This is a genomic window from Nonomuraea sp. CA-141351 (genome assembly GCF_050944675.1).
Classification (GTDB): Bacteria; Actinomycetota; Actinomycetes; order Streptosporangiales; family Streptosporangiaceae; genus Nonomuraea.
The window spans coordinates 7682400-7707934 of sequence record NZ_CP191982.1 but is presented as its reverse complement, the minus strand read 5'-3'; the positions used below and the strand labels follow the sequence as shown (position 1 = coordinate 7707934).

Sequence of the window (25535 nt, the reverse complement as noted above, 5' to 3'; positions counted from 1 at the left end):
GGAGTTCTCCTATTCGGCGCCCGGGTTGTGGGGGACGGTGTTGATGCCGATGATCGTGGCAAGAACGCACCGTCGACGAGGCTTTCCCGGCCGCGAGCAACTCCTGGAAGTAGACGGCGACCGCCTCCATGGTCGCGCCGTCGGGATCGACCAGTCGGTAGGGCTCGTACCGGTCGCCCGTCTCCACCAGCCGGCCCCACCGAGGGGCCACCAACACCGTCAGGTCCCGCCCGGAACCTCCATCGTCCTTCATGACCGGTGACCGGAGCGACCGAAGACACCATCCGCTCCCTGAACTGCGGAATCTCCACGCTTGGTTCAGTCAACGGGGCGTGCTCGTGCGCGCAGGGGGTGCCGTAGGGGCGCCCGCACGTGCCGAGCTCGACCTTGCGCAGTTCGAAGTGCTTTTGGAACTCGTCCCACTCCTCCTCGGTGGGTTCACGGTATTCGGCGGCGGGCCGGTCTGCTCGTCGGATGTCCAGATATGTGCGGCAGGAGCGATCAAGTCGTCTTGGAAGACCGCGAGGTATGCCTGAGTGGGGTTCAGACTGTGGTGTCCGAGGATGCGGAGCACTGGTTCATCAGCTTCCTGCTCGAGGATGGGATCACCGAGCGTGAGGAACACGCGTGCCCTCAATGGGCGGGCGTGGACCGGGGGGTGGTCACGGCCGCCGTGACCTCAGACGGGGAGTTCTTCGACCGCCGCCACGCCGGAAGCGACGGTGTCTCCTCCAGGCAGCTGCCACGGGAGAGGAGACAGGACCGGAAGGACGACCTGGGGTATCTCACGCCCGGCCAAGCGGAACGGTATCTACGGCTCCGACTTCAACGCCCAAGCCGCGCACCGGCTCACCCGCATGTATGGGCACGTGGTCATCGAAGACCTGAACACCAAGGGCATGAGCGCGGCCGTCAAGCCCAAGCCCGACCCCGGCCAGCCGGGCAGATTCCTGCGCAATGGCGCGGCGGCGAAATCCGGGCTCAACAAGGCGATTCTCGACAAGGGCTGGTACGGCCTGGAAGTCGCCCTCCGCTCCAAGGCACGCTACACCGGCAGCGCCATCCATAAGATCAACCCCGCGTACACGTCCCAGACGTGCCCGGAACCTGCGTGCGGGAAGGTGGACGAGAAGAGCCGCAAGAGCATCCAAGCGATCTTCTCCTGCACTTCTTGCGGGCACACCCAGCACGCCGACATCGTCGGGGCGAGGAACACCAAGACCAAAGGACAGGCGGCCGGGCTGGTCGTCTCAGGGCGTGGAGACCCACGCGGGTCCGCGAAACGTCAAGCACCCCGTTCCACAGCACGCGCCGAGCACGCGGCACGAGCTGCCGCACAGCGGCACGGGAATCCCCGTCCCTTCAGGGCGGGGAGCAGGTCAATCCGCGGACCTGGTTAGGGTGTGGCGCTATGACATCCTTCGACGAGGTGGCGGCACTCGGGCGTGCGGAGAGCGGGCTGGCGGTCATCTCCACGCTCCGCGCCGCCGCGACGATCCAGACATCCGTGGTGAACGTCGCCTTCATGTCGCATCCGCTGACAGGGGCACAGGTCGCGGCGTTTGTGACCTACGGCAAGGTGAAGCTGGCCAACTTGCGGTTGCGCCCGCAGATGACCGTGACTGTGCGTTCCGGGTGGCAGTGGGCGGCCGTCGAGGGCACCGCCGAGCTCGTCGGGCCGGACGATCCGCACCCGGCGGTCGACGCCGAACGCCTGCGGCTCATCCTGCGCGAGATCTTCACGGCCGCGGGCGGCACGCACGACGACTGGGACACCTACGATCGGGTGATGCGGGAGCAGCGCCGTACCGCTGTGTTCGTGACACCGGTACGGATCTACAGCAACGGTTAGCCACGGGGGCGATGGCGATCGTCCTCCACGTTCAGTGGGGCCGCGATCTTGACGAACCCGGCGGGATCGTCGACCAGTTTTGCCTGCTCGGCTCGGCGTCCGCGCCTGTGGACCGGCCGGCCGGGTTCAGCGAGCTCGGCCGGCCGGTCCGGAGAGGACCCCGGGACATCCCGTCAAGCGGCGTCGAGGGCTTCGGTGATCTTGCGGGTCATGTCGGCCATGGTGAGGTTGGGCCGGCCCTGGTGGGTGCGGGCGGCTGCTTCGATGGCGACGAGGACGGTGCGGCGGAAGTTACCGGCCTCTGCCGGATCCTGCTGCTTGAGCAGGCTCATGGCTGCCGTCAGGGCCGGCAGCACGTGGTCGGCGATTGCGGCCACGGACTTGCCGTTCAGGTTGATGTCCCTGGTCTTTTCGGCGAGCACGTGCCCGACCAGGCCGGTGGCGGAGGCCAGGGCGATGGAGCCTTCGGTGGCGACCTTGTGGGGCTTGCCGGCGGCATCGGCGGCGGACATCAGCGTGACGGCGCCGTAGGCGGCGGTGCGCAGGGTGGACTTGTCCTGGTCGGTGAGGGTGATGGACATGGCGGTGCGCTCCTTTGAGTCTGTTACTGAGTCTGTTACGAAATGCAGTCGAACTGACGGACGGTGGAATGCGGTCCTGGTGGTGCCCGGAGTGTCTCGATCGCTGAGGGCGGGTCTACCGAGCGCGGGCTCGGTGTCAGTCGTCGATTGCCTGGTAGAGCGTGGTCCAGAAGTCGTGGATCAGCCGCGCCGGATCCGGGACGGACATGCCGACCTGGGTGAGCAGGATTCCGGTGAGCTGGTTGTCCGGGTCGGCGTAGGTCGAGGTGCCGCTTCCGCCGTCCCAGCCGAACTGGCCGATGGGCGCGTAGTCGCCGCGGTAGGTGCGCACCGCCATCCCCATGCCCCAGCCGCCGTGCTGCCCTTGGCCGAAGGACACATGGACGTTGTTGGTGGCCATGGCGTTGCGGGCGGCGTTCTGCTCGGGCGTGAGGCGGTTGGTGGTCATCAACTGGACGGCGGGCCGGGACAGGATCCGTTCGCTGCCGTGCGTCCCGCCATTGAGCAGCATCCGGAAGTAGGCGTGGTAGTCATCGACGGTGGAGACCAGCCCGCCGCCGCCGCCCGGGAAGGCCGGAGGCCGGCTCCACCGTCCGCCGGCGGGCTCGTCCCACACGTGGAACTCTCCGGTCTGCGGGTCGGGGGCGTACAGGGTCGGCAGCCGGTCGATCTTGTCGGCGGGCACGTGGAAGGCGGTGTCCTTCATGCCCAGGGGGTCGAAGATGCGTTCGCGCAGGAACGTCTCGAACGACTGGCCCGTGACCCTGGCCACCAGCACGCCGAGCAGATCGTTGCTGATCTGGTACTGCCAGCGCTCTCCGGGCTGGTGCATCAGCGGCAGCGTGCCGAGGCGGCGCATCCACTCATCCGGCTCGGGCATCGGCTCCGGCAGATCGGGCGTGAGCCCCTGCTCGAAGATCGCGCCCATGATCGGAGTGCCCAGCGACGTCATATCCATGCCGAGCCCGAACGTGGAGGTCAGCAGGTCCCGTACGGTGATCGGCCGCCGCGCCGGCACGGTGTCGTCCAGCGGGCCGTCGATCCGCTTGAGTACCCGCCGGTCGGCGAGTTCCGGCAGCCACGGCTCTACCAGGTCATCCAGCCGCAACCGGCACTCATCCAGCAGGACCATCGCCGCCGCGATCGCGACCGGCTTGGACGTCGAGGCCATCCGGAAGATCGTGTCCCGGCGCATCGGCGCGCCACCGTCGTGGCGCATCGTCCCGATCGCCTCGACGTGCGTCTCATCGCCCCGGCTGACCAGGGCGACGAGCCCGGGAATCTTCTTGGACTCGACATGCCGTGCCAGCACCTCGCGCAGTCTGCGCAGCCCTGTTGCGGAGAAGCCGCTGTTGCCAGTTCCCATCATGAATCTCCTTACCTACCTAATTCGATCTTGCGAGACCCGCCCCGGCGTGGCGCTCATGGGCTTCCATGAGCGACGCACGAGGGTCGGGGGTGAGTTCGGCGTGGCCCAGTTCGCAGCCCCGAGGCCGCAACCGCTGAACCGTTCATGGCATCCACCATCGCCGACCGCTCTGATACCGGGCTGTCGCCGTCCTGACGCGGCCGCTGACACGACACCGCATGGTCGACGGCGAGCGTGAGGGTTCGGCGGTGGGCTGGAGGAGCGGCGGGAGTGGATGCCGCTGCTCGGGCTGGAGCCGGCCCGCATCACGAAGAGGGACGACGGACGCCCAGCGAGGCGATCGCCATCGGGATGAACGCTGCCTTGACGTGCGGGTAGCCGCGGACAGGCTTCTCCGCCGTCCAGAATGCGACGTCGAGTCCTCCGTTGACCATCGGGGTGCCTTTCCAAAGTGGGGAGATCCGAGGTTGAGCAGCGGTACAGTCATTAGCACTGAAGATGATCTTGGTGTTGGGTTGAGCGTCAGCGAGTGCGGTGACGGGATCTGGTCTGGAGCTTGGGAGCGGTTCGTTCGTCAGCGGCCAGGTGCTGCGGAGCGGAGTGGCGCACCCGGTGGAAAGCGTGCGGGTCAGGAGCCGGACGGGTGCCGGTGGCCCCTCACCTGTGGATCAGGGAGGCGATGTCGCGGAACAGCCGGTCGTGGGCGGCGGCCGCCTCCGGGGAGGTCAGATCCATGTTCTGGATGAAGCCGTGCACCAGGCCAGGTTCTCGCCGGTGCGTCACCCGTACACCCACCTGTGCCAGGCGACGGGCGTAGGCGTCGCCCTCGTCGCGCAGCGCGTCGTGCTCGGCTGTCACGATCAGGGTGTCGGGCAGGCCGTGCAGGTCCGGTGTCAGCAGCGGGCTGGCGAGGGCGCGGGTGGCGGAATCCGGTGCCCATTGCGCGATGGCCCAGGAGAGGAAGTCGGCGTCCAGCGCGTGCCCGGTCCCCTTGTCGACGACGCTGGGTTGCGAGAGCGTCAGGTCGGTGTTGGGGCAGATGAGGATCTGTACGGCGGGCAAGGGATCACCCGCGTCGCGGAGCCGTAGGCAGGCCATGGTCGCCAGGTAGCCGCCCGCGCTGTCACCCGCCACCGCCGCCGGGTGCGACCAGCGCAGGACCGCGGCCACGTCGTCGATGGCTGCCGGGTAGAGATGCTCGGGGGTGCGCCGGTAGTCGACGGCCAGCACCTCGACGTCGCAGGCGTCGGCGATGCGCCGGCAGGTGCGGTCGTGGGTGTCCAAGTCCCCCATGACGAATGCGCCGCCGTGGGCGAACACCATGAGGGGACGCGCCTGCTCGCAGGGCCGGTAGTGGCGGAGCGGGAGTCCGTTGGGCCCGTGGAGGTCTTCCACGTGTGCCAGTGCGGGGCCCGGGGGACGCATGGCGGCGCGCTGGCGAGCGCCTACGCGGAGGCCGGGTACATCGGGAGGGAACATTGGTGCCTCGTCTCGCGGGGGTGGGCGCGGCTGATATTGGATTCGTGTCGGCCAATGGCCGGCAGCGGTCATCGTGCCGTCCGTCGGGGCCAGGAGGCCCTCTCCGGCTCGGTCATGCCGAACTCCTTCGATGGCTTGACTGGCCGAAACGCTAGATCCGGCCGCGGCGGAAGGCATGAGTAAAGTGACTCACGATCTGTCGTAGGTACATGGGGACGTGCAATGTTGCAGGGGCGGGCGGAGGAGATCCGAGCCGTCGAGGCTCTCCTGGCCGAGGCGAGATCCGGCAGCAGCGGAGCCCTGGTGATCAGGGCCGCGCCCGGCATGGGCAAGTCATCGCTCCTCGACCACGCCGCACAGGCGGCCGGCGGGGCACACGTGCTGCGCGTGGCCGGTGTGGAGACGGAGGCCGAGCTGCCCTTCGCCGCCCTTCACCTGCTGCTGCGGCCGGCGCTCGACCGGCTCGACACGCTTCCCGGACCGCAGGCCGCGGCCTTGCGCGGAGCGTTCGGGCTGGCAGCGGTAACGGAGACCGACAGGTTCCTGGTCGGGCTGGCCGCGCTCACCCTGCTGTCGGAGCTGGCCGAAGAACGACCGCTGCTGTGTCTCATCGACGACGCCCAGTGGCTGGACCACGCCTCGGCCTCCGCCCTGCTGTTCGCGGCACGGCGGTTGCGGTCCGAGGGGGTCACCCTCCTGGTCGCCGCGCGCGACGACCAGGACGCCTTCCCTGCGGCCGGTCTGCCCGAGCTGCGCCTCGGCGGGCTGGCACGCGAGCAGGCCGAGCGGCTGCTCAGCGACCGGCTCCCGGCCCACCTGCGAGAGCGGGTGCTCAAGGAGGCCGACGGCAACCCGCTGGCCCTCATCGAGCTGTCCAGGGCGGCTTGCGAGAGCGACCTGGAGTTCGGCGGACCGCTCCCGCTCACGGGCCGGCTCCTGGAAGCCTTCGCCGGCCGGGTCCACCGGCTGGCGGAACACACCAGGAGGATGCTCGCGGTGGCGGCCGCCGAGGACACCGGCGATCTGGGGGTCGTGCTGACCGCGGCCGGCACGCTCGACATCCCTGCCGATGCGCTGGAGCCGGCCGAGCTGGCCGGGCTCGTCAGGGTCACCGGCGGCGTCGTGCGCTTCCACCATCCGCTGCTGCGCTCGGCCGCGTACCAAGGAGCGCCCTCCTCGCAACGCAGGGCGATCCACCGGGCGCTGGCCAGATCCGTGAGCGCCGACCGGCGAGCCTGGCACCTGGCCGCGGCAGCGACCGGGCCCGACGAGCAGATCGCCGACGCCCTGGAACGTTCGGCGGAGCGAGCCGGAGCCCGCACCGGCTACGCGGCCATGGCTGCGGCCTATGAGCGCTCCGCACAGCTCAGCGCCGACCAGGAGCACCGGGCCAGGCGGCTGGCCGCGGCGGCGGGAGCGGCTAGCGAGGCGGGCCAGTCCAACCGCGCGGCGGACCTGAGCAAGAGCGCCGCGCAGCTGACCGACGACCCGATTACCCTGGCCCGGCTCGCCGAGGTCAGGGCGACGGCGGCGTTCGACGACGGCTCGCCGCAGCAGGCGGCCCGCATCCTCATCGAAGGGGCGGTGCGCATCGCCGAGGCCGCTCCCCGGCCTGCCACCCGCATGCTCGTGGCCGCCTCGCACAACGCCTGGTTCGGGGGTGACGCCGCGCTGAGCGCGGAGGCGGCGCGGCAACTCGACCGGGTGGCCCTCCCGCCGGGAGACGACCTCGCCGGCGTCACCCGCGGGCTCGCTCTCGTCCTCGGCGGCGATCTCGAGACCGGGTACCCGCTGCTGAGCGACTACCTCCGCCAGGCGTCGCCATCCAGCATCGAGGAACAGCTGACCACCGCCCACCCCGTCTTCGTCGCCGGACGCCTCGATCACGCCCTCGACCTGTCCACCTCCCTGGCCGCCCGGTGCCGTGCCGAAGGCCGCATCCGGTTGCTCCCCTTCGTCCTCGACCAGCTCGCCTACAGCCAACTCCTGACCGGGCGTCACCGCGACGCGCGTGACAACGCCGCGGACGGGCTCCAGATCGCCCTGGACACCGGCCAGGCCCACCACGCCACCGGACTGCGGGGCATCCTCGCCTGGCTGGCCGCCATAGAGGGCGACGAGGAGCGCTGCCGCGCCATGGCCGAGGACGGCGTCAGGTTCGCGCTCACGCACAGCGGCCGGGCCGTGGCCCTGCTCGCGACGTGGGCGCTGGCCATGCTGGACCTGACGCAGGGGCGTGATCAGGCGGCGCTCGACCGCCTCCAGGCACGCCGCCGCGGCTCATCGCACTTCGCCACCCGGATCGTCGTCGACGAGGTCGAAGCCGCGGTACGGCTCGGCACGCCGGAACGGGTGCTGGAGCCGCTGGCGCTTTTCCAGCGCTGGGCGGAGCTGTCGGGCGAGGCATGGGCGGGCGCCCTGGTCGCGCGCTGCCACGGGCTGATCCACGATTCGGAGAAGCACTTCACCCGGGCACTGGATCTGCACCGGCTGGCGGACCAGCCGTACGAGCAGGCCAGAACGCACCTGGCTTACGGTGAGTGGCTGCGCCGCCGTCGCCGCAAGGCCGAGGCGCGCCCGCACCTGCGCCACGCCCGGGAGGCCTTCGAACGCCTGGGCGCCAGACCCTGGACCGATCGGGCAGCCGCCGAACTGCGCGCTGCCGGTGAGGCGACGCTCACCCGCCGCCGCGTCGACCCTGGCGCCCAGCTGACCGCCCAGGAACTGCAGGTCGTGCGGCTGGCCGCGACGGGAGCCACCAACCGCGACATCGCCGCCCACCTGCTCCTCAGCCCGCGCACCGTCGGGCAGCACCTCTACAAGGCCTTCCCGAAGCTGGGCATCGCCTCCCGGACGGAACTGGCCCGGCTGGATCTCGACCAGCTCTAGCACTTCGAACGCCGCGAAGAGGCCCCCGGCGAGGCCCGGGCCGTGCCCAAGGCCGCGCCGCACCGGCTGCAGAGCCGCCGCGACATCCCGCTGTGGGTCGCTGCGGCTGTCCGGCTGTCGTGGATGCCCCCGTTGTCTGTCCCATCGCTGGTCTCTCCAGCGAGCGGCGACGCTTGACGGGGTCCCAGGAGCGGCCCGGCCGCCTCTGGGAGCCCGTCGAAGGGGCTCTACGCGCCCAGGATCTCCCTGCGCAGGTGGGTCTTGAGGATCTTGCCGCCGGGGTTGCGGGGCAGCTCCCCCTCCCGGAACCAGATGTGGGCGGGGATCTTGAACTTGGCGATCCGGTCGCGGAGGAACGACTGCAGGTCCTCCGTGGCAACCGAGGTGCCCGGCGCCAGCCGGATGACCGCGCCCACCTCCTCGCCCAACTCCTCGTGCGGCACGCCGATCACCGCCGCGTCGTCCACCGCCGGGTGCTCGAACAGGGCCGCCTCCACCTCCGCGCAGTAGACGTTCTCGCCGCCCCTGATCACCATGTCCTTGGCGCGGTCAACGATGTAGACGAAGCCCTCGTCGTCGATCTTGGCCAGGTCGCCGGTGTGCAGCCAGCGGTCCACGAAGGTCTGCGCCGTGGCCTCCGGCTTGTTCCAGTAGCCCATGATGACGTTCGGGCCGCGTACGCACAGCTCGCCCACCTCTCCGGGCGGCAGCTCGTTGCCCATCGGGTCCACCACGCGCACGTCCACAACGGGCGAGGGCAGGCCGATGCTGTCGGGCTTGGCCTGGTAGTCGGCGCCGCCGTTGCCGATGGCCAGGGCGCTCGTCTCGGTCATGCCGTAGCCGTTGGAGGGGGCGCGGTCGGGGAGGTTCTGGGTGATGCGCTCCAGGAGCTTGGGCGGGGCGGGGGCGCCGCCGTACCCGAGGGTGGTCAGGGACGACAGGTCGTACTTGCCGAAGTCGGGGTGGGACATGAGCTGCCAGGCGTTCGTGGGCACGCCGATCATGGCGGTCACGCGCTCGCGCTCGATCAGGCGCAGTGCCTGCTCGGGGTCCCACTTGTACATGAGCACCAGGCCGCCGCCGCTGAACATGGTGGTGGTCAGTGCCGAGAAGCAGCCCGTGACGTGGAACAGGGGGACGGTCAGGAGCGTGACCCTGCGGGTGGCGGCCGCGGCCGCGATGTCCTTGCCCGCCATGGCCACCGCGCGCATGAGGCCGAAGGCGACGGTCATGGGGGACTGGCCGAGGTTGCGGTGGCTGCCCAGCGCGCCCTTGGGGCTGCCGGTCGTGCCGGAGGTGTAGAAGATCGTGGCGGGGTCCTCCGGGGACAGCTCGACGTCGGGGAGCCGGACGTCGGCAGTGACCTCGCCCATCACCTCGTCGAACGCACGCGCGCCCGCCGGGACCTCGCCTCGGGTGACGATCAGAGGGACGCCCGTCGAAGCCAGCCTGGCGGCGCGCTCGCCGTCCGCGATCAGCACCTTGGCGCCGGAGTCGCTCACACCGTAGGCCAGCTCGGCCTCCGTCCACCACGCGTTGAGCGGTACGGCGACGGCACCCGCCGCCAGCGCTGCCGAGAACGAGACCACCCATTCCGGGTAGTTGCGCATGGCCACGCCCACCCGGTCGCCCTTCCGCACCCCGTACTCCTCGACCAGGCGGTTGGCCAAGGTCGCGGCGCGGCGGAAGTGGTCCTCGAACGTGATGTGCTCGTCCTCGTACACGAGGAAGACCTTCTCACTGTGGAACCCGCTCATCTCCAGCAGCGCCCGGAAGTGGGTCGGCGCGTGCTTCCACGTGCGTACCCCGGTGTCGCCGATCTCTTCGATCTCGAACAGCTGGCCGGGTCCGGTGAGCTGGGCCTGGACCTGGGCGTGCGAAAGAGACATGCGCAGAACTCCCGGCTGGTGGACGAATATTCTGGATAAATCACAGTACCGACCGGTAGGTACGTACGCCAGATGTGAAACTTTCATTTGCTTTCCGATAGTTTCTGGCGTCCAGCTTGCTGGTTTGGTGCCCGCCCGCTCCCTGCGTTGACCCCCTCCCTTGCACGTCAATACCGTCTGCGATGCAATCCGACGGGATCGAAAGCTTTCGGAACCGAGTGCCTGCCCTCCGGAGGTAGATGTCCGTTCGTCCTTGCTCGTCAGAGGACCTCGAACTCGGCCACGCTGACCTGGACCGCCTCCACCGACAGTGGCGGGAGCGGGCTCGCCGGGTACGACGTCTACCGCGAGCAGGGCACGACCGATCAGCTGCTCGGCCAGTCCACCACCAACTCGCTCGCGCTGACCGGGCTGAGCCCCTCGACCCAGTACCAGGTGTACGTCCGGGCGCGTGACGGAGCCGGCAACGTGTCGTGGAACGCGACCCTCACCGTCAGCGGGCGGACCGTCACCGCCAAGAACCTCGGCTACAACGGCACCCTGGCCCCGGACGCAAGCACCACCTTCGGCTTCCAGGTCAGCCGGCCGAGCGGCAACACGCAGACGCCTTCCGGCTACACCTGCGCGTAGCCTGCTCAGTCCCCTGGGGTGATCGCCGCCCTCAGGGGACCGGTCTATTTCACGATCAGCACTGACTCGGTGCGGGGGACGAGCTCGCCAATGATCGGATGGCCCGGGATCTCACCGGCGACGAGCAGCCCGCCCGAGGTCTGCGCGTCGGCCAGCAGCAGGCATTCGTCTTCCGGCACGCCACCGAAGTCGCAGTGAGGCGCCACCCAGTCCAGGTTCCTGCGGGAACCGCCGCTGACGTACCCGTCACGGACGGCCTCACGGGCGCCCGCGAGGTACGGTATCGCGGCGCTGTCGATGACGGCGGTGACCCCGCTCGCCCGGGCCAGCTTGTACAGGTGGCCCAGCAGGCCGAAGCCGGTGACGTCGGTGGCGCATCGCACCCCCGACGCCACGGCCGCGCGGGCGGCGTCACGGTTGAGCGTCGTCATCACGTCGATCGCCTCGCCGAACACCTCGCCGGTGGCCTTGTGCCGGGTGTTCAGCACGCCGACGCCGAGCGGCTTGGTGAGGGTGAGCGGGACCCCCGGCGCGCCGGCGTCCACGCGCAGCAGGTGGTCCGGGTGGGCGCGGCCGGTGACGGCCAGGCCGTACTTGGGGTGCGGGTCATCGATGCTGTGACCTCCCGCGAGATGGCAGTCGGCGGCCTGCGTGACGGCGAAGCCGCCGCGCAGCACCTCGTGAGCCAGTTCGAGAGGCAGGACCCCGCGAGGCCAGCCGAGCAGGTTGAGCGCCATGACCGGCTCGCCTCCGACAGCGTATACGTCGGACAGCGCGTTCGTGGCGGCGATCCGGCCGAAGTCGTAGGCGTCGTCGACGACCGGGGGGAAGAAGTCGGTCGTCGCCACCATGGCGTACGCGTCGCCCGGCATCTGGACCACGGCCGCGTCGTCCCCGTGGTCGATGCCCACGAGTAAGTCCCCCGCGGGGGATCCGCTGGAGCCGGCGAAACCGGCCACCAGCGTCTCCAGCTCGTTCGGGGGAATCTTGCAGCTACAGCCACCGCCGGTACCGTACTGCGTCAGTCTGAACTCGGTCATGGAACTATGATCACCTCTGGAGGCGTTCAGGTGCCTGGTGGCCCTCCTGGTCTTCAAAACCAGTGGCGTTGAGGATCTCAGCGCGGCGGGTTCGATTCCCGTCCGCCTCCGCTCATCGAGCAGCGGGGGAAGCCGTCAGTGGATCTACGCAGTCGCGTGCCGCGGACCGACAGCATGCTGTCCGACCCGCGGCTCGCCGCCGCCCAGGAGGCGCTGGGACGCGAACTGGTCAAGGCCGCGGTGCGGACGGCACAGCAGCGTGTCCGCGCGGGCAACCTCAAGCCGGACGAGGCGGTTGAGGCGGCGCTGGCTCTGCTGCCGAGCACGGCCAGTGGCATCAGCTCCGTCATCAACGCCACCGGCGTGATCGTGCATACCAACCTGGGCCGGGCTCCGTTGTCCCGTGCCGCGGTAGCGGCGATCAGGGCCGCCGCTGACTACGCCGACGTGGAGTTCGACCTGGCCGAGGGCGGGCGGGCACGACGGGGCCGTACGGCGCTCGCCGCGCTGGCGGAGGCGGTCCCGGAGGCGGAGGCGGTCCATGTGGTCAACAACAACGCGGCGGCGCTCGTGCTGGCCGCGACCGCCCTCGCCCAGGGCAAGGAGATCGTCATCAGCCGCGGCGAGCTCGTGGAGATCGGCGACGGCTTCCGCATCCCCGAGCTCCTCCAGTCGACCGGCGCCAGGTTACGCGAAGTCGGCACCACCAACCGCACGTCCCTGCGGGACTATCTGGACGCCTGCGGCCCCGAGACCGGCTTCATCCTCAAGGTCCACCCGTCCAACTTCCGCATCGAGGGCTTCACCTCCGAGGTGTCCATCGCGGAGTTGGCCACGGCCGGGCCGCCGGTGGTCGCCGACATCGGCTCAGGACTCCTGCGAGCAGAGCCGCTCCTGCCCGGCGAACCGGACGCCGCCGGCACCCTGCGCGGGGGAGCCGCGTTGGTCACCGCCAGCGGGGACAAGCTGCTGGGCGGCCCGCAGGCGGGCCTCCTGCTGGGCGACGCGGCCCTGGTGGATCGGCTGCGCCGCCACCCCCTGGCCCGGGCGCTGCGGGTGGACAAGCTCACCCTCGCCGCGCTGGAGGCGACGCTGCGCGGCCCGCGCCCGCCGGTGCACGTCGCGCTTCACGTGCCCGCCGAAGAGCTCGCCGGACGCGCGCGGCGGCTGGCCGCGCGCCTGGGCGACCGCGCGGAAGCGGTCGAGACCGTCGCCAGGGTCGGCGGCGGCGGCGCTCCCGGAGTGGAACTGCCCAGCGCGGGCATCGCCGTGGACGGGAAACTCGCCGTACGGCTGCGCACCGGCAACCCGCCCGTGGTGGGCCGGGTCACCGGCGGGCGGCTGATCCTCGACCTGCGCACGGTCGACCCCGGCCAGGACGAGATCATCGCCGCGGCCGTGGAGCGCGCGTGTATGTGATCGCCACCGCCGGCCACATCGACCATGGGAAGTCGACGCTGGTCAGGGCGCTGACAGGGATGGAGCCCGACCGCTGGGCGGAGGAACGGCGCCGGGGCATGACGATCGACCTCGGGTTCGCCTGGACCACGCTGCCCGGGGGTGAGCGGATCGCGTTCGTCGATGTGCCCGGGCACGAGCGGTTCGTCACCAACATGCTGGCCGGGGTGGGGCCGGTCCCGGCGGTGATGTTCGTCGTCGCCGCCGACGGTGGCTGGCAGGCTCAGTCCGCCGAGCACCTGGCCGCGCTCGATGCCCTGGGCGTACGGCACGGCCTCGTCGTCGTCACCCGCTGCGACCTGGCCGACCCCATGCCCGCGGTACGGCAGGCACGTGAGCGCCTCGACGGCACCGGGCTGGCGGGGGCCGAGATCGTGACGGTGAGCGGGCTGACCGGCGAAGGCCTCACCGAGCTGGAGGCCGCCCTGGCCAAGCTCGTCGCCGGGCTTCCCAGCCCGGACGCCGAGGGAGCGGTCCGGCTGTGGATCGACCGGGTGTTCACCGTCAAGGGCGCCGGGACCGTCGTCACCGGCACGCTCACCCAGGGGACTCTCCGCATCGGCGACGAACTGGACATCGACGGCCACCGGGTCAGAGTCCGAGGGCTGCAAACCCTCAACCAGGAAAGGGAAAGGGTCCACGCGACCGCGCGGGTCGCCGTCAACCTCCGCGGCGTCGACCGTGCGGCCCTGTCCCGCGGCATGGCGCTGGTCACGCCCGACGCCTGGCTGCCGACTCAGGTCGCCGACGTCCGGCTGGCTCCGGACGCGGGCCGGCGCGGTGAGGCCACCCTGCACGTCGGATCGGCGGCCGTGCCCGTCCGCGTCCGAGCCCTGGGGGCCGGCACGGCCCGGCTCACGTTCGACCGTGCCCTGCCGCTCAGGACGGGCGATCGCGCCTTGCTCCGCGAACCGGGTCGGCACGAGATCACCGCCGGTGTACACGTGCTGGACGTGCGCCCGGCTCCGCTACGGCGGCGGGGGGACGCGGCGGCGCGGGCCGCCGAGCTCGGCGAGACCGGCCTGCCCGACGCCGTCACCCTGTTGCGCTGGCACGGTGTGCTGTCGGGGGCCGAGCTGGCCGCGATGGGCTGCCCGCCGATCGGCGAGCCCGTGACTGGTGACTGGTTCGCCGATCCCGGGCACTGGTCGGCTCTGCGGCGCCGCCTCGCCGACCACGTCGCGCGCAGGCCCCCGCTGGATCCAGGGGTCACGCTCGAGGCCGCCGCGCAGCTGCTCGGACTGCCGGACCGCAGGCTCGCGGAAGCGCTCGTCGCGCCGCCGCTGACGGTCCGGTCGGGGCGCGTGGTCTCGGCCGGCGGCACCTTGCCCGCACCCATCGCCAAGGCGGTGGCCGAGCTGACCGCCCACCTCTGCGAGCATCCGTTCGACGCCCCGACCCCCGAACGGCTCGCCGAGCTCGGCCTCACCGGCAAGGCGCTGGCGGCGGCGATCCGCTTCGGCGCGCTGACATCGATCGGGAAGAACGTCGTGCTCCTGCCCGATGCGCTGGACCGGGCCGCCGGCACGCTGGCGCGGCTCGCCTCGCCCTTCACCGTCAGGGACGCGCGGCTCGCGCTGGCGACCAGCCGCCGCGTCGCCCTCTCCCTCCTCGAACACCTCGACGCACGAGGCGTCACCCGGCGCGTCAGCGACGACCTGCGGATCTATCAGGCCCCTCACGGCTCGGCGACGGCTCCGGCGCGTGAGGACGACGGGCGGTAACGACGGCGCCGGGGAACGATTTTCGGCCGTCTGTCAGACTTTTTGGCGACCATATTGACAGCCATGATCACAGCGGCTCACACTGAATGCGCGCACTGGGCTGCGTACCCAAATTTCCGGATATCCCGTGAAATGCCCAGTGATGTTTCGTTTTCGGCGGAGGCCTTATGTCAGATGAGCAGCGACGTTTCCTGTCCAGGCGAAACCTTCTCAGAACCGGAACAGTGGCAACGGTCTCCACAGTGGCAGCCGGGGCTCTGGCGAGCGACGCGTTCGCGTCGGCCACGACCGTCGAAGAGACCGCCAGGGTGACCGAGACCGCATCCGGCACGGTGACGGCCGTGGCCGAGCGCGACGGCCGTACCTTCAAGAACGTCTCCTACACCGGGTTTCCCGAGGGCGTGCTTCCGCGCGTCGGGGACCTCGTCACCGTCACCGACCGGGTCTCCGAGCTGGGGCTCGTGGCCCTTCCCCTCTGCACGTGGACGACGGGCGCGCCGAGCCGCGACAGCAAGGGCGTCGTGACCCTCAACGGCGTCAAGGCCGCTCCCTCACAGCAGCTCAGCGCCGCGGGGCAGAGCACGGTCCTCGTCGCGCTCATGGGCACGACGCTGCCGGACGCTCAGGTGCTCGACGTCAGATCACCCAGCACCGACTGATGCCGGAACTCCTCTCCCTCCTGGTCCGGTTCGCCGCGGCCACCCTCCTCCTTTACGCCGGAACCCGAAAACTCGCCGAACCGCGCGACTTTCGCCTCACCCTGGCCGCCCTGGCGGTTCCCGGGAAAGGCGCGCTGGTGTTCGCCGTGCCGTTACTGGAAATCGCGACCGCGATGATGCTGGCAGCAATGCCGTGGCCCATGCTCACCGCTCTTATGGTGGGCGTTCTCGGGCTTTCCTTCGCGGGTGCGGGCGCCATCGCACTGCTCGGCGGGAAGAACATCGGATGCGCGTGCCTGGGCCGTTCGTCGCGGCCGCTGGGCGTCAGGCAGATCGCGTACCTGCCCCTGTGGGGAGCCCTGGCCGTGCTGGTGCTGGTGGACCAGAGCGGGCTGCGCGCCGAGCAGGGATTGTGGACTCTGGCAGCCCTGGCACTGGGCCTCGCCGTCCTGGCCGGGCTGCGAGGCTTCCCCGTCGCCCGGGAGAACCTCGTGTTCACCCGGGCCCTCAACAAGGACGCTTCGTGATCGCACTCACCATAGCCGTCTGCATTCTGACCATCGTTGTGTTGATCTGCGTCCTGGCGCTGGTCGACCAGTACCGCACGCTCGAAGTGGTGCGCACCGAACTGGGGCTGAACGACACCCCCGAGGCGATCGCCCTTCCCGAGGGACTGCCGACGCCGCCGTCCTCGGCCGGACTGCCGGCCGAGTTCGACGGGCAGGAGCGCCTGATCGTGCTGTTCCTGTCAACGATGTGCTCCACATGTCAGACCATCGCCAAACGGCTCCGCGGCGAAGTGCCGCAGGGCGTGCGACTCGTCATCGAAGCACGCTCACACGAGGACGCCGAGACGTGGTTGTCCGCGGCGAGGATGCCCGCCGACCGGGTCATCGTCGACGAGGAAGCCAAGATCGCCAACACGCTTGAGATCAGCGTGGCACCCTCGGCCGTCGTGTTCCAGGACGGGAGGGCCGTGTCCGCCCAGACCATCCCGTCGTTCCGGCAACTCGAAGCGCTCCTGGCCGCGCCAGAACTCATCACCGTCCCTGAGAGACAAGCAGGAGTGGCATGACCACCATGCAGAACGCCGAGCCGGAGACCATCCGCACCATCAAGGACCCACTACGTCGCGCCGGCATCTACACGGCCGCCGGCGCCATCATCGCCGGGCTGGCCACCCTCCTCTCGCCGAAGGAGGCCAAGGCCGACCCGCTCGGATCGCCGTGCTGCGCGCTGGCGACGAGCCGTTGGTGCCCGTACCCGGTGGACCGGCCCCGTTGGTACTGCCCGTCCGGATACAACCGCACCTACTGGACCTGCAAGGACAGCAGCAACCGCACGGTGTACTGCGGCGAATGCACCACGTCGTCCTCCTGCTGGTCCGGCTCTTACTACTGCTCCATCTGGTACTACTGACCCCGGCATGCTGACCTACTGGGTGCTCTCACTGGCGGCTGTGGCGGGCTTCGCCCAGCTGTACAGCCCTTGAGGCCAGTCCTTCATCGGAGTGATCCGCCCCTTCGTGCAAGGGGACTCTGAACTCGGCCGGCAGCGAGCCCGGTCGTTCATCCTCATCCTCACCGCCGCGCACGTCTCGACGGCGACTCTGACGGTGTTCGTCTTGTCGCAGTTGGGTCAGCTGATCTCCGGTGCGCTGTCCGCCTTCGCGGTCACCGTCATCCTGGGCGTCGCGAGTGTGGCCGGCCTGGTGGTCGACCTCATCGCGGTCGCGCGGGGGCGCATGTCCTTGGGCCTGCGCCGCCAGACGGCCAAGGAACTGGCGCACACGACGGACACCTGGTGGGTGACACCGCTGCTGTGGGGTGGGGACACGGGCATCATCGGTACGACCTACCGGGTCTCGTTCACGTCGTGGGTCCTGCTGCTGGCGGCCCTCACGGGAGCGGCGCCTCCATGGCTGGGCGCGGTCTATGGCCTGGCCTTCGCGATACCGCTGGTCCTTTCCGTCAGCCTCGGCCCGCCGACCAGCACGGGACTCATGCGCAGCCAGCGCTTGTGGACCAATGTTCGAGGCGCGCAGATGCTCGGAGTAGTCGTCATGGTGGCCCTGCCCCTGTGGACGGCCTGGACATGGTGACACGAAGTTTCCGGTTGATCATCCGGGCCGCGGCATCCGTAGCCGTCGCCGTTCTGTGCGGCGGGTGCGATGCCGCGGCCCGGCCTGATGCCGAAGGAGAGGCACCGGCGGTGTGTGACGACACCATCCGCGCGGCGAAGGAGCTTCCACGGGCGCTCCTGGACGCCGGCATCGAACGAGCCGCGGGCGAATCGGATATCTGGTTCATCGCGCCGGACGACGCCACCTGGGGCGCTTCTGTGGAACCGGCCGGCAACGGGTTCTACGCCAAACGCCCGCTGTGGACGTCCAGCGACAAGCCGCCGTCCGTGACGGTCACGGCGGTCGGGGCGGACGCCAAGGGAGAAGCGACCCTCAGCCCCACGTCGGAGGGACTGCCGGGGCCGCTGCCGATGGGCGTCCACTTCCCCTCACGCGGCTGCTGGAAGATCACGGCCACGTCGGAGAAGGGCCGAGCGGAGATCATCGTCAAGATCTGACCGCTGAATCCCACTCAGCCCTTCACCGAGCCGGCGAAGCTGAAGGAGCTCGCCAGATACTTGTTGACCGCCACGTAAAGGACCACCGCGGGAGCCGTGTACAGGATCGAGAAGGCGGCCAGCTGACCGTACGCCACCTGGCCGTACTGCGAGAAGAACGTGTAGATGGTGACCGCTGCCGGCTGCTTCTCCGGCGTGTCCAGCAGGACGAAGGGGGCGAAGAAGTTCCCCCACTGGCCGACGAAGACGAAGATGGCCACCACGGCGATCCCGGGCGCCATCAAAGGGCCCACCACCGCTGTCAGCGAGCGGATCCAGCCGGCGCCGTCCACCCAGGCCGCCTCCTCCAGGTTCACCGGCACGCCGTCCATGAAGTTCTTCATCATCCAAATGGAGAACGGCAGCGAGCTCGCTGTCAGGAACAGCACCATCGCCGGTACGGAGCCGTACAAATTGAAGCGGAAGAACATCGCGTAGACGGGCACGAGAACGGCCGTCACCGGCAGGCCCGTGGTGAACAGGAGGGTCAGCATGAAGTGGCGGCGGTAGCGGAGCTGGTACCGCGACAGCGGGTACGCGGCCAGGCCCGCCACCAGGACCGTCAGCACCGCTGTGGAGCCTGAGATGACGATCGAGTTGATCAGGGGCAGGATGATCGTGTCCCAGGTCAGGACGGCCTTGAAGTTGTCCAGGGAGAAGGAGAGCCTGGGCTGGGCGGCCAGGCCGGCTTCGGGCTCGACCGAGGCGATCAGGACCCAGAGGAACGGGCCCAGGAAGGCCAGCGTGATGAGCGCGAGCGCGAGCAGGGCGCCGGCGCGGGCGGCGAGTCGTGTCATGCGTCCTCCACCTTGATCAGGCGCAGGTAGATCATCGAGAACAGCGCGCCGATCACGAGCATGACCAGCGCGATCGCGGAACCGTAGCCGATCTCGAAATAGCGGAACGCCTGCTCGTACATGTACAGCGGCGTCGTCTGGCTGGCCGTGCCGGGCCCGCCGCCTGTCAGGGCGTAGATCAGGCCGAAGCTGGCCAGGGTCTGCAGTGTGATCAGCATGAGATTCGCCATGATCGAGCGGCGGATCAGCGGGAGCGTGATGTGGAGGAGGCGGCGGCCCGGGCCTGCGCCGTCCACCGCGGCGGACTCCAGCAGGTCGCCGGGGACCTCCGAGAGGGCGGCCGAGTAGACGAGCATCGAGAAGGCCGTGCCGCGCCAGATGTTCGCCAGGATCACCGCCAGCATGGGGGCGGTGTAGAGCCATTCCTGGGAGACGCCGAGCACCGTGTTCAGGGTGCCCTCCTCGGCCAGGAAGGAGTACCAGCAGGCCGCGGCCACGACCTCCGGCACCACCCAGGCGGCTATCACCACGCCGTTGACGACGCTGCGCGTCACCCGGCCGCGGCCGCGCTGGAGCAGCGCGATGATCAGGCCCAGGGTGTTCTGGCCGATGACCGCCGAGCCGATGACGAAGACGAACGTGAGCAGGAACGAGTTCAGGAAGTTCGGGTCGCCGAAGAGCTTGACGAAGTTGGCCACGCCGACGAACCGCGAATGAACCGAGGCCGAGCCCGTCAGCGTCTCGTTGGTGAAGGCGATGTAGATGCTCCAGAGGATCGGCCCCGCCAGGAAGAGCGCGAGGAGCACGAGGGCGGGGCCGAGGGGGACGAGCCAGCGCAGAACGCCCCGCCGTGACGAGCCGCGTACCGGGCGGCTCGTCACGGACGGGGACGGGGCCGTGACGATCGTCATCGGGCCAGGACCTTGTCGGGGCCGCCTACGGCCGACGGCAGCGCCTTGGCGTAGCTCGCGGTGGCCTCCTCAGGGCTCATGGAGCCGGTCGTGACCGCCTCCATGGCCTCCTGGACCTGAGCGGACACCTTGGGGTACGCCTCGAAGGCCGGCCGGTAGTGGGTGACGGAGGCCAGATCGGTGAAGAACTTGATGCTCGGGTTCTCGGCGTTGTACTCGGGGTCGGCGGCCACGTCCTTGCGGGGGGCCAGGTCACCGGTGCCCACCGAGTACGTCATCGAGTTCTCCTTGTTGGTGGCCGTCGTGATGAAGTCGAACGCCTCCTGCTTGTTCTTCGTGTACGCGCTCATCGCCATCACCCAGCCGCCCGACATGCTGACCGCGCCCGGCGCCTCGCCGTTCTGCGTCGGCATGGCCGTCCAGCCCATCTTGTCCTTCCACTCCGGCCACGGCTTGGTGCTGGTCGGCTTCCACGCCGCCCCGGTCCACGCCCCGTCGAGCGCGATGCCCAGCTTGGCGTTCGGGAACCACTCGTAGTTGTTCTTGTCGGCGAGCTTGGAGTTGTGGGCGTCGGCCTGCTTCGGGCCCAGCTCCTCGCGGTAGATGGTGTTGATGAAGGTCAGGGCGTCGGTGAAGTTCTTGCCCCCGGCCACCCACTTCTTCTGCGTCTCGTCGTAGAGGGTGCCGCCCGGCGTGCCGTACAGGAGCATCTCGAAGCCCTGCATGGTCGACGCCTCGCCGTGGATCTTCGTGGAGTACATGCTGAAGGGGACGACGCCGGGGAGCTTCTGCTTGATCGTGCGGGCCGCCGTCAGCACGTCGTTCCAGGTCTTCGGCTCCCACGGGACGGGGAGCCCGGCCTTGGCGAAGACGTCCTTCTGGTACCACAGGCCGCGCGTGTCCGTGCTGATCGGCACACCGTAGATCTTGCCGTCGCCGCCCTTGGCGGCCTGCTTGACCGAGTCGGGGAACTGGGTGCTCCAGTCGGGCCACTTGGCCAGGTAGTCGTCGAGCGGGGCCAGCTTGCCGGCCGCGACGTCCGCGTTGACCTGGAACGTGTCGTGGTAGTAGAGGTCGGGCGCGGAGTCGGGGGAGCGGTTGAGAAGTGCCAGCTTCGTGTAGTACGCCTCGTTGTTGCCCTGGACGGGGGTGAGCTTGATCTTGATGCCGGGGTGGGCGGCTTCGTACTGCTTCTTCGCGTTGCCGAGCATCTTCTCCAGATGCGGCCACGTCGGCTCGACCTTGTAGAGGACCTCGAGTTCCTTGCCGCTGCTGGAGGTGTCTTGTGAGGCGCCGCACCCGGCGACGGCCGTCAAGAGGAGGAGGGAACCGGCCAGCGCACGTTTCATCACGGTCTCCCCGTGTTTCCTTGGGTTTGCCCGTGAACGTAAATCAATTTGATTTACTAAGTCAACACTCTGTGGTGACATGGCTCACATGCGACGCGGCACGAACCTGCCGGAAGTGGGGAGCTACAACCGAGCCGTGGTCCTGGAGGCGATCCAGGTGTCCGACGGCATCAGCCGGGTCCAGATCGCCGCCCGCACCAGGCTGACCGCGCAGACCGTATCGGTGATCGTACGCAGGCTGCTGGAGGAGGGGCTCGTCGTGGAGGACGGGTCCGTGCCGTCACGCGGCGGCAAGCCGCGCACGATCCTGCGCGTGGACCCCGGCGCCGGATACGCGGTCGGGGTGCACTTCGACCCCAAGGAGCTCTCGTGCGTGCTGGCCGACCTGGCGGGGCGGCCGCTCGCGCGGCTGCACCTGCCCGTGCGGCCCGGGCTCGAGCCCGAGTCGGTGATCCGGCAGATGGCCAGGGCGGCGCGGCGGATCCTGCGGGAGGCGGGGGTGGCGGACGACAAGGTGATCGGGGTGGGCCTGGCCTGCCCGGGGCCGCTGGACCGGGACGGCGTCATGGTGTGCCCGCCGCGGCTGCCCGAGTGGGACGGGGTGCCGGTCAAGGCGCTGCTGCACGAGCACACACGCTTTCCGGTGACCGTGGACAACGACGCCACCGCGGCGGCCATCGGGGAGCGGTGGGCCGGGATCGCCCGCACCACGCCCAGCTTCGCCTACCTGTACCTGGGGACGGGGATCGGCGGCGGGATTTTTCTGGATGACCAGGTGTATCGGGGGCGGTCGGAGAACGCGGGCGAGTTCGGGCACATCACGGTCGAGCCCGACGGGCCCGAGTGCTACTGCGGCAACCGGGGATGCGTGGAGGCGGTGTGCTGCCCGAGCGCCATCGAGGCCGCCCTCGGGGGAGACATCCCCTACGCCGCCATCTGCGCGGCCGCCGCCGCCGGCGAGCCCGAGGCGCGGCAGGTCATCGAACGGGTGGCCGGGCGGCTGGCCGACGCCGCCGTGAGCGTGGTGAACATGCTGGACATCGACCTGCTCGTGCTCGGCGGGCCCGCGCTCAGGGAGGCAGGGGAGATCTACCGCGAGGCGATCGCGCGGGCCGTGGCGAGCAGGCCGCTGGCCAGGCGGTTGCACGCCGTGCGGGTGGAGACCTCGCCGATCGCGGCCGACGCCGCCGCGATCGGCGCGGCATCCTTGGTCTTCCACCGCACGTACGCGCCCCGCCTGGGGGACTAGGCGCGCTTCAGCCTCAGGGTGACCAGCTCGAACGGGCGCAGCGACAGCGACAGCGCCCCCTCACCCGTGGGGCGTTCCAGCAGGTCAGTGGCCACGACCTCGGCGACGGGGAAGCCCGGTGCCAGCGTGACGCCGGCCCGGCCGCCCCTGGACTCGTGGAAGCGTACGATCACGTCGCCGCTCCCGTCGTCGGCCAGCTTGACGGCGGTCACCACCACCGCGTCGTCGTCCACCGTGATCAACGGCTCCACCTCCGCCGAGGCGGCACCGGACACGTGACGCTCGGGGAGGTTGATGAAGTAACCCTCGCGCACCGCGTCACCGATCGTCGCGCCCGGCACGAGCGCGTGGCGGAAGCGGTGCACCCCTTGGTCGGTCTCCGGGTCGGGGAAGCGCGGCGCACGCAGCAGGGAGACGCGCAGCGTCGTGGTGGTGCCCGAGTCGCCGACGGTACGGGTGACGTCGTGGCCGTACGTCGAGTCGTTGACCAGCGCGACGCCCCAGCCGGGCTCCTCCACGTGCACGAAGCGGTGGTTGCACGCCTCGAACTTGGCGGCCTCCCAGCTCGTGTTGGTGTGCGTGGCGCGGAAGGCGTGGCCGAACTGGCTCTCGGAGGCGTACCGGTCGGCGCGCACGTCCAGCGGGAACGCCAGCTTGAGGAACTTCTCCGTCTCGTGCCAGTCGACCTCCGTGAGGATGTCGAGCCGCCCGCCGGCGAGCGTGAGCAGCTGCGTCACGGAGGACGACCCGAACGAGCGCCGGACACGCACCGAGTCGCCGTCGAGGTCCACCTCCTCGGCCTCCACCAGGTCGGTGAGCGTGTTGCGGTAGAACTCGTCCACGTCCCAGGCGTCCCACTTGTTGGGGAAGTCGGGGTGGAGCTGGAGGAGGTTCGCCGCCTGCCCGGGCGCGACGGTCTCCCTGCCCGCGCTCAGGTCGTAGGCGGAGACGACCAGGCCGCGGTCGTCGATCTCCACCCTGAGCAGGTCGTTCTCCAGGACGAAGCCGCCGGCGTCGCGGACGCGCGCCTCCGTCCCGCGCAAGCCGGAGACGACCCTGGCGCCCCCTCCTGGCACGCCGTGGCGGGTGTGCGGGGCCCCGTTGAAGACCACCGTACGATCGCCGTCGCCCGCCAGGGCGCGCTGGGCCGCGTCGATGACGCCGTTCAGCTCCGACGCCACCGCCTCGTACGTCCTGCGCGCCTCCCGGTGCACCCAGGCGATCGACGAGCCCGGCAGGATGTCGTGGAACTGGTGCAGCAGCACCGTCTTCCAGATCCGGTCAAGCTGTTCGTACGGGTAGGAAGCGCCCGTACGCACGGCCGCGGTCGCCGCCCACAACTCGGCCTCCCTCAGCAGCGACTCGCTGCGCCGGTTGCCCTGCTTGGTCTTGGCCTGGCTGGTCAGCGTGGCGCGGTGCAGCTCCAGGTAGAGCTCGCCCACCCAGACCGGCGGGTTCGGGTACTCGGCCTCGGCCTTGGCGAAGAAGTCGGCGGGCGGCTCCCAGGTGACGGCCGGCGAGCCCTCCAGGTCGCGCAGCCTGGCCGCCTTGGCGACCATCTCGCGCGTCGTGCCCCCGCCCCCGTCGCCCCAGCCCGTCGGCGCGAGCGAGTGCCGCGCGGTGCCCTTGTCCTTGAAGTTGCGCTCCGCGTGCGCCATCTCGCGGCCGCTCATCGAGCAGTTGTAGGTGTCCACCGGCGGGAAGTGCGTGAAGATCCGCGTCCCGTCGATGCCCTCCCACAGGAACGTGTGGTGCGGGAACGTGTTCGTCTGGCTCCAGGAGATCTTCTGCGTGAGCAGCCGCTTCGAGCCCGCCGCCTTGATGATCTGCGGCAGGCCCGCCGCGAAGCCGAACGTGTCCGGCAGCCACACCTCCTCGTTGTCGATGCCGAACTCGTCGATGAAGAACCGCTTGCCGTGCACGAACTGCCTGGCCATCGCCTCCGAGCCGGGCATGTTCGTGTCGGACTCCACCCACATGCCGCCCGCGGGCACGAACCGGCCCGTGGCCACGGCCTTGGTCACCCTCGCCCACACCTCGGGCCGGTATTCCTTGATCCACGCCCACTGCTGCGCCTGCGACATCGCGAACACGAAGTCCGGCTCGTCCTCCAGCAGCGCGGTCATGTTGGAGGCGGTGCGGGCCACCTTGCGCACGGTCTCACGCAGCGGCCACAACCAGGCCGAGTCGATGTGGGCATGCCCCACGGCGCTGATCCGGTGCGCCGACGGCACCGCCGGGGACGACAGCACACCGGTCAGCTCCGCCCTGGCGGCGGCCGCCGTGCCGTTGACGTCCTGGAGGTCGACGGCGTCCAGCGCCCGCTCCAGGGCCCGCAGCAGCTCCCAGCGGCGGGTGCCGCCGGCGGGCAGCTCAAGCATCAGCTCGCCCAGCACCTCCAGGTCCATCACGAGCTGCCACACGGTCTCGTCGAAGACGGCCAGGTCCATGCGGCCCAGCCGGTACAGCGGGGCGGTGCCGGCGGTCTCCTTGTCGCCCAGGTGCGTCGGCTGGAAGGGCGGGTGGCCGAGGATGACGGGGTTGGAGGCGGCCTCGATGTGCAGGCGCACCCGCTCGCCGCCCTCGGCGGGGGAGCCGACGCGTACCCAATGGTTGCGGGGGTTGAGGCCCTTCACCGGCGAGCCGTCGGGGCGGTAGACGAGGCCCTCGGACTGGAAGCCCGGCATGTTCTCGTCGAAGCCCAGGTCGAACAGGGCCTCGACGGTCCTGCCCGCCCACTCGGCCGGCACGGTGCCGGTGACCGTGAACCAGCTCGTCCCCCACGGCGCGCCCCACGCGGCGCCTGGCGCGATCGGCTCGGGGGTCGCCGCCAGCCCCTCCTCGACCGGTACGGGCTCGCCCGGCGCGTGCCACACGGCCACGTCCAGCGGCACGGACTCGGGATAGACGGCCGGGCGGATGCGCTCGTCGAGCACACGCTTCAGTCGGGCCTCGACCAGGTTGCGGTCATCATGCATGTCGGGCGGCTCCCCACGAAAAAGGTGATAAATAAGCCCTTAGCACGTTAGGCAACCGGCTC

23 protein-coding genes and 1 tRNA gene are annotated in these 25535 nt (G+C 70.0%); 14 read left to right on the top strand and 10 right to left on the bottom strand.

Going from position 1 to position 25535, the window contains the following annotated elements; translation table 11 throughout:
- The first annotated feature begins 869 nt into the window (after nucleotides 1–869).
- Both ACQPWU_RS36340 and ACQPWU_RS36335 read left to right on the top strand, forming a co-directional pair.
- The gene (locus tag ACQPWU_RS36340) at nucleotides 870–1400 is read left to right on the top strand and encodes a zinc ribbon domain-containing protein (RefSeq protein WP_433429870.1); all 531 of its coding nucleotides are present in this window, start codon (nucleotides 870–872) and stop codon (nucleotides 1398–1400) included.
- A gap of 11 nt (nucleotides 1401–1411) precedes the next feature.
- Nucleotides 1412–1852, top strand: coding sequence for a TIGR03618 family F420-dependent PPOX class oxidoreductase (locus tag ACQPWU_RS36335; protein WP_433429869.1), 441 nt, complete (start codon nucleotides 1412–1414; stop codon nucleotides 1850–1852).
- A gap of 173 nt (nucleotides 1853–2025) precedes the next feature.
- Here ACQPWU_RS36335 and ACQPWU_RS36330 read toward each other — a convergent pair whose 3' ends face one another.
- From ACQPWU_RS36330 to ACQPWU_RS36315, 4 genes are all read right to left on the bottom strand, one after another.
- A complete protein-coding gene (locus ACQPWU_RS36330) occupies nucleotides 2026–2433 on the bottom strand; it encodes a hypothetical protein (protein WP_433429868.1) in 408 nt (135 codons plus the stop codon).
- A gap of 136 nt (nucleotides 2434–2569) precedes the next feature.
- A complete protein-coding gene (locus tag ACQPWU_RS36325; protein WP_433445375.1) occupies nucleotides 2570–3799 on the bottom strand; it encodes a serine hydrolase domain-containing protein in 1230 nt (409 codons plus the stop codon).
- 308 nt (nucleotides 3800–4107) lie between these two features.
- Nucleotides 4108–4236: a hypothetical protein gene (locus ACQPWU_RS36320; protein ID WP_433429867.1), complete on the bottom strand. Its 129-nt coding sequence runs from the start codon at nucleotides 4234–4236 to the stop codon at nucleotides 4108–4110.
- Between the two features lie 223 nt (nucleotides 4237–4459).
- Nucleotides 4460–5197 carry an alpha/beta hydrolase gene (locus ACQPWU_RS36315; protein WP_433429866.1) on the bottom strand — a complete coding sequence of 246 codons (738 nt, stop codon included), beginning with the start codon at nucleotides 5195–5197 and terminating at the stop codon, nucleotides 4460–4462.
- 306 nt (nucleotides 5198–5503) lie between these two features.
- Here ACQPWU_RS36315 and ACQPWU_RS36310 point away from each other — a divergent pair, with 306 nt between their 5' ends.
- Nucleotides 5504–8170, top strand: a complete 2667-nt coding sequence (locus ACQPWU_RS36310; RefSeq protein ID WP_433429864.1) for an ATP-binding protein — start codon at nucleotides 5504–5506, stop codon at nucleotides 8168–8170.
- Nucleotides 8171–8397: 227 nt separating this feature from the next.
- Here ACQPWU_RS36310 and ACQPWU_RS36305 read toward each other — a convergent pair whose 3' ends face one another.
- The gene (locus ACQPWU_RS36305) at nucleotides 8398–10059 is read right to left on the bottom strand and encodes a class I adenylate-forming enzyme family protein (RefSeq protein WP_433429862.1); all 1662 of its coding nucleotides are present in this window, start codon (nucleotides 10057–10059) and stop codon (nucleotides 8398–8400) included.
- Between the two features lie 147 nt (nucleotides 10060–10206).
- Between ACQPWU_RS36305 and ACQPWU_RS36300 the strand changes: the two genes are divergently transcribed.
- Entirely contained in the window at nucleotides 10207–10689 is a 483-nt protein-coding gene (locus ACQPWU_RS36300; RefSeq protein ID WP_433429860.1) for a fibronectin type III domain-containing protein, read from the top strand.
- A 44-nt stretch (nucleotides 10690–10733) separates the two neighbouring features.
- Here ACQPWU_RS36300 and selD read toward each other — a convergent pair whose 3' ends face one another.
- Entirely contained in the window at nucleotides 10734–11729 is a 996-nt protein-coding gene (gene selD / locus ACQPWU_RS36295; RefSeq protein ID WP_433429859.1) for a selenide, water dikinase SelD, read from the bottom strand.
- Between the two features lie 18 nt (nucleotides 11730–11747).
- Here selD and ACQPWU_RS36290 point away from each other — a divergent pair.
- The 9 genes from ACQPWU_RS36290 to ACQPWU_RS36250 all read left to right on the top strand — a co-directional run bounded on the left by ACQPWU_RS36290 (nucleotide 11748) and on the right by ACQPWU_RS36250 (nucleotide 18150).
- Nucleotides 11748–11841, top strand: a tRNA-Sec gene (locus ACQPWU_RS36290).
- 26 nt (nucleotides 11842–11867) lie between these two features.
- Nucleotides 11868–13148 carry an L-seryl-tRNA(Sec) selenium transferase gene (gene selA, locus ACQPWU_RS36285; RefSeq protein ID WP_433429858.1) on the top strand — a complete coding sequence of 427 codons (1281 nt, stop codon included), beginning with the start codon at nucleotides 11868–11870 and terminating at the stop codon, nucleotides 13146–13148.
- Nucleotides 13139–14911: a selenocysteine-specific translation elongation factor gene (gene selB / locus ACQPWU_RS36280; protein WP_433429857.1), complete on the top strand. Its 1773-nt coding sequence runs from the start codon at nucleotides 13139–13141 to the stop codon at nucleotides 14909–14911. The genes selA and selB overlap by 10 nt, the downstream gene beginning before the upstream one ends.
- A 242-nt stretch (nucleotides 14912–15153) precedes the next feature.
- Entirely contained in the window at nucleotides 15154–15570 is a 417-nt protein-coding gene (locus ACQPWU_RS36275; RefSeq protein WP_433429856.1) for a hypothetical protein, read from the top strand.
- The gene (locus tag ACQPWU_RS36270) at nucleotides 15570–16097 is read left to right on the top strand and encodes a MauE/DoxX family redox-associated membrane protein (RefSeq protein WP_433429855.1); all 528 of its coding nucleotides are present in this window, start codon (nucleotides 15570–15572) and stop codon (nucleotides 16095–16097) included. Before ACQPWU_RS36275 ends, ACQPWU_RS36270 begins: the two co-directional genes overlap by 1 nt.
- Nucleotides 16094–16645 (top strand): hypothetical protein, encoded by a 552-nt coding sequence (locus tag ACQPWU_RS36265; RefSeq protein WP_433429854.1) that lies wholly within the window; start codon nucleotides 16094–16096, stop codon nucleotides 16643–16645. Before ACQPWU_RS36270 ends, ACQPWU_RS36265 begins: the two co-directional genes overlap by 4 nt.
- Complete coding sequence (locus ACQPWU_RS36260) at nucleotides 16642–16989, top strand: hypothetical protein (protein ID WP_433429853.1); 348 nt, start codon at nucleotides 16642–16644, stop codon at nucleotides 16987–16989. The genes ACQPWU_RS36265 and ACQPWU_RS36260 overlap by 4 nt, the downstream gene beginning before the upstream one ends.
- 106 nt (nucleotides 16990–17095) lie before the next feature.
- Complete coding sequence (locus ACQPWU_RS36255; RefSeq protein ID WP_433429852.1) at nucleotides 17096–17671, top strand: hypothetical protein; 576 nt, start codon at nucleotides 17096–17098, stop codon at nucleotides 17669–17671.
- Between the two features lie 110 nt (nucleotides 17672–17781).
- Entirely contained in the window at nucleotides 17782–18150 is a 369-nt protein-coding gene (locus ACQPWU_RS36250) for a hypothetical protein (RefSeq protein ID WP_433429851.1), read from the top strand.
- Between the two features lie 14 nt (nucleotides 18151–18164).
- Here ACQPWU_RS36250 and ACQPWU_RS36245 read toward each other — a convergent pair whose 3' ends face one another.
- From ACQPWU_RS36245 to ACQPWU_RS36235, 3 genes are read right to left on the bottom strand one after another with little or no spacing between them, the layout of a single operon-like run.
- A complete protein-coding gene (locus tag ACQPWU_RS36245; protein ID WP_433429849.1) occupies nucleotides 18165–18986 on the bottom strand; it encodes a carbohydrate ABC transporter permease in 822 nt (273 codons plus the stop codon).
- The gene (locus tag ACQPWU_RS36240) at nucleotides 18983–19897 is read right to left on the bottom strand and encodes a carbohydrate ABC transporter permease (protein ID WP_433429848.1); all 915 of its coding nucleotides are present in this window, start codon (nucleotides 19895–19897) and stop codon (nucleotides 18983–18985) included. The genes ACQPWU_RS36245 and ACQPWU_RS36240 overlap by 4 nt, the downstream gene beginning before the upstream one ends.
- The gene (locus tag ACQPWU_RS36235; protein WP_433429847.1) at nucleotides 19894–21246 is read right to left on the bottom strand and encodes an extracellular solute-binding protein; all 1353 of its coding nucleotides are present in this window, start codon (nucleotides 21244–21246) and stop codon (nucleotides 19894–19896) included. Before ACQPWU_RS36235 ends, ACQPWU_RS36240 begins: the two co-directional genes overlap by 4 nt.
- Before the next feature lie 88 nt (nucleotides 21247–21334).
- Here ACQPWU_RS36235 and ACQPWU_RS36230 point away from each other — a divergent pair, with 88 nt between their 5' ends.
- The gene (locus tag ACQPWU_RS36230; protein WP_433429846.1) at nucleotides 21335–22495 is read left to right on the top strand and encodes an ROK family transcriptional regulator; all 1161 of its coding nucleotides are present in this window, start codon (nucleotides 21335–21337) and stop codon (nucleotides 22493–22495) included.
- Here the strand turns inward: ACQPWU_RS36230 and ACQPWU_RS36225 are convergent.
- Nucleotides 22492–25473, bottom strand: a complete 2982-nt coding sequence (locus tag ACQPWU_RS36225) for an alpha-mannosidase (RefSeq protein WP_433429844.1) — start codon at nucleotides 25471–25473, stop codon at nucleotides 22492–22494. The two genes, ACQPWU_RS36230 and ACQPWU_RS36225, sit on opposite strands and share 4 nt — an antisense overlap.
- Nucleotides 25474–25535: the final 62 nt, after the last annotated feature.

Bases quoted from the DNA above. Each gene is read 5' to 3' on its own strand.
- ACQPWU_RS36270 (WP_433429855.1), top strand. From the start codon at position 15,570: ATGCCGGAACTCCTCTCCCTCCTGGTCCGGTTCGCCGCGGCCACCCTC.
- ACQPWU_RS36320 (WP_433429867.1), bottom strand. From the start codon at position 4,236: ATGGTCAACGGAGGACTCGACGTCGCATTCTGGACGGCGGAGAAGCCT.
- ACQPWU_RS36310 (WP_433429864.1), top strand. From the start codon at position 5,504: ATGTTGCAGGGGCGGGCGGAGGAGATCCGAGCCGTCGAGGCTCTCCTG.
- ACQPWU_RS36230 (WP_433429846.1), top strand. From the start codon at position 21,335: ATGCGACGCGGCACGAACCTGCCGGAAGTGGGGAGCTACAACCGAGCC.
- ACQPWU_RS36325 (WP_433445375.1), bottom strand. From the start codon at position 3,799: ATGGGAACTGGCAACAGCGGCTTCTCCGCAACAGGGCTGCGCAGACTG.
- ACQPWU_RS36330 (WP_433429868.1), bottom strand. From the start codon at position 2,433: ATGTCCATCACCCTCACCGACCAGGACAAGTCCACCCTGCGCACCGCC.
- ACQPWU_RS36235 (WP_433429847.1), bottom strand. From the start codon at position 21,246: ATGAAACGTGCGCTGGCCGGTTCCCTCCTCCTCTTGACGGCCGTCGCC.
- ACQPWU_RS36225 (WP_433429844.1), bottom strand. From the start codon at position 25,473: ATGCATGATGACCGCAACCTGGTCGAGGCCCGACTGAAGCGTGTGCTC.
- ACQPWU_RS36305 (WP_433429862.1), bottom strand. From the start codon at position 10,059: ATGTCTCTTTCGCACGCCCAGGTCCAGGCCCAGCTCACCGGACCCGGC.
- ACQPWU_RS36335 (WP_433429869.1), top strand. From the start codon at position 1,412: ATGACATCCTTCGACGAGGTGGCGGCACTCGGGCGTGCGGAGAGCGGG.
- selD (WP_433429859.1), bottom strand. From the start codon at position 11,729: ATGACCGAGTTCAGACTGACGCAGTACGGTACCGGCGGTGGCTGTAGC.
- ACQPWU_RS36240 (WP_433429848.1), bottom strand. From the start codon at position 19,897: ATGACGATCGTCACGGCCCCGTCCCCGTCCGTGACGAGCCGCCCGGTA.
- ACQPWU_RS36245 (WP_433429849.1), bottom strand. From the start codon at position 18,986: ATGACACGACTCGCCGCCCGCGCCGGCGCCCTGCTCGCGCTCGCGCTC.
- ACQPWU_RS36260 (WP_433429853.1), top strand. From the start codon at position 16,642: ATGACCACCATGCAGAACGCCGAGCCGGAGACCATCCGCACCATCAAG.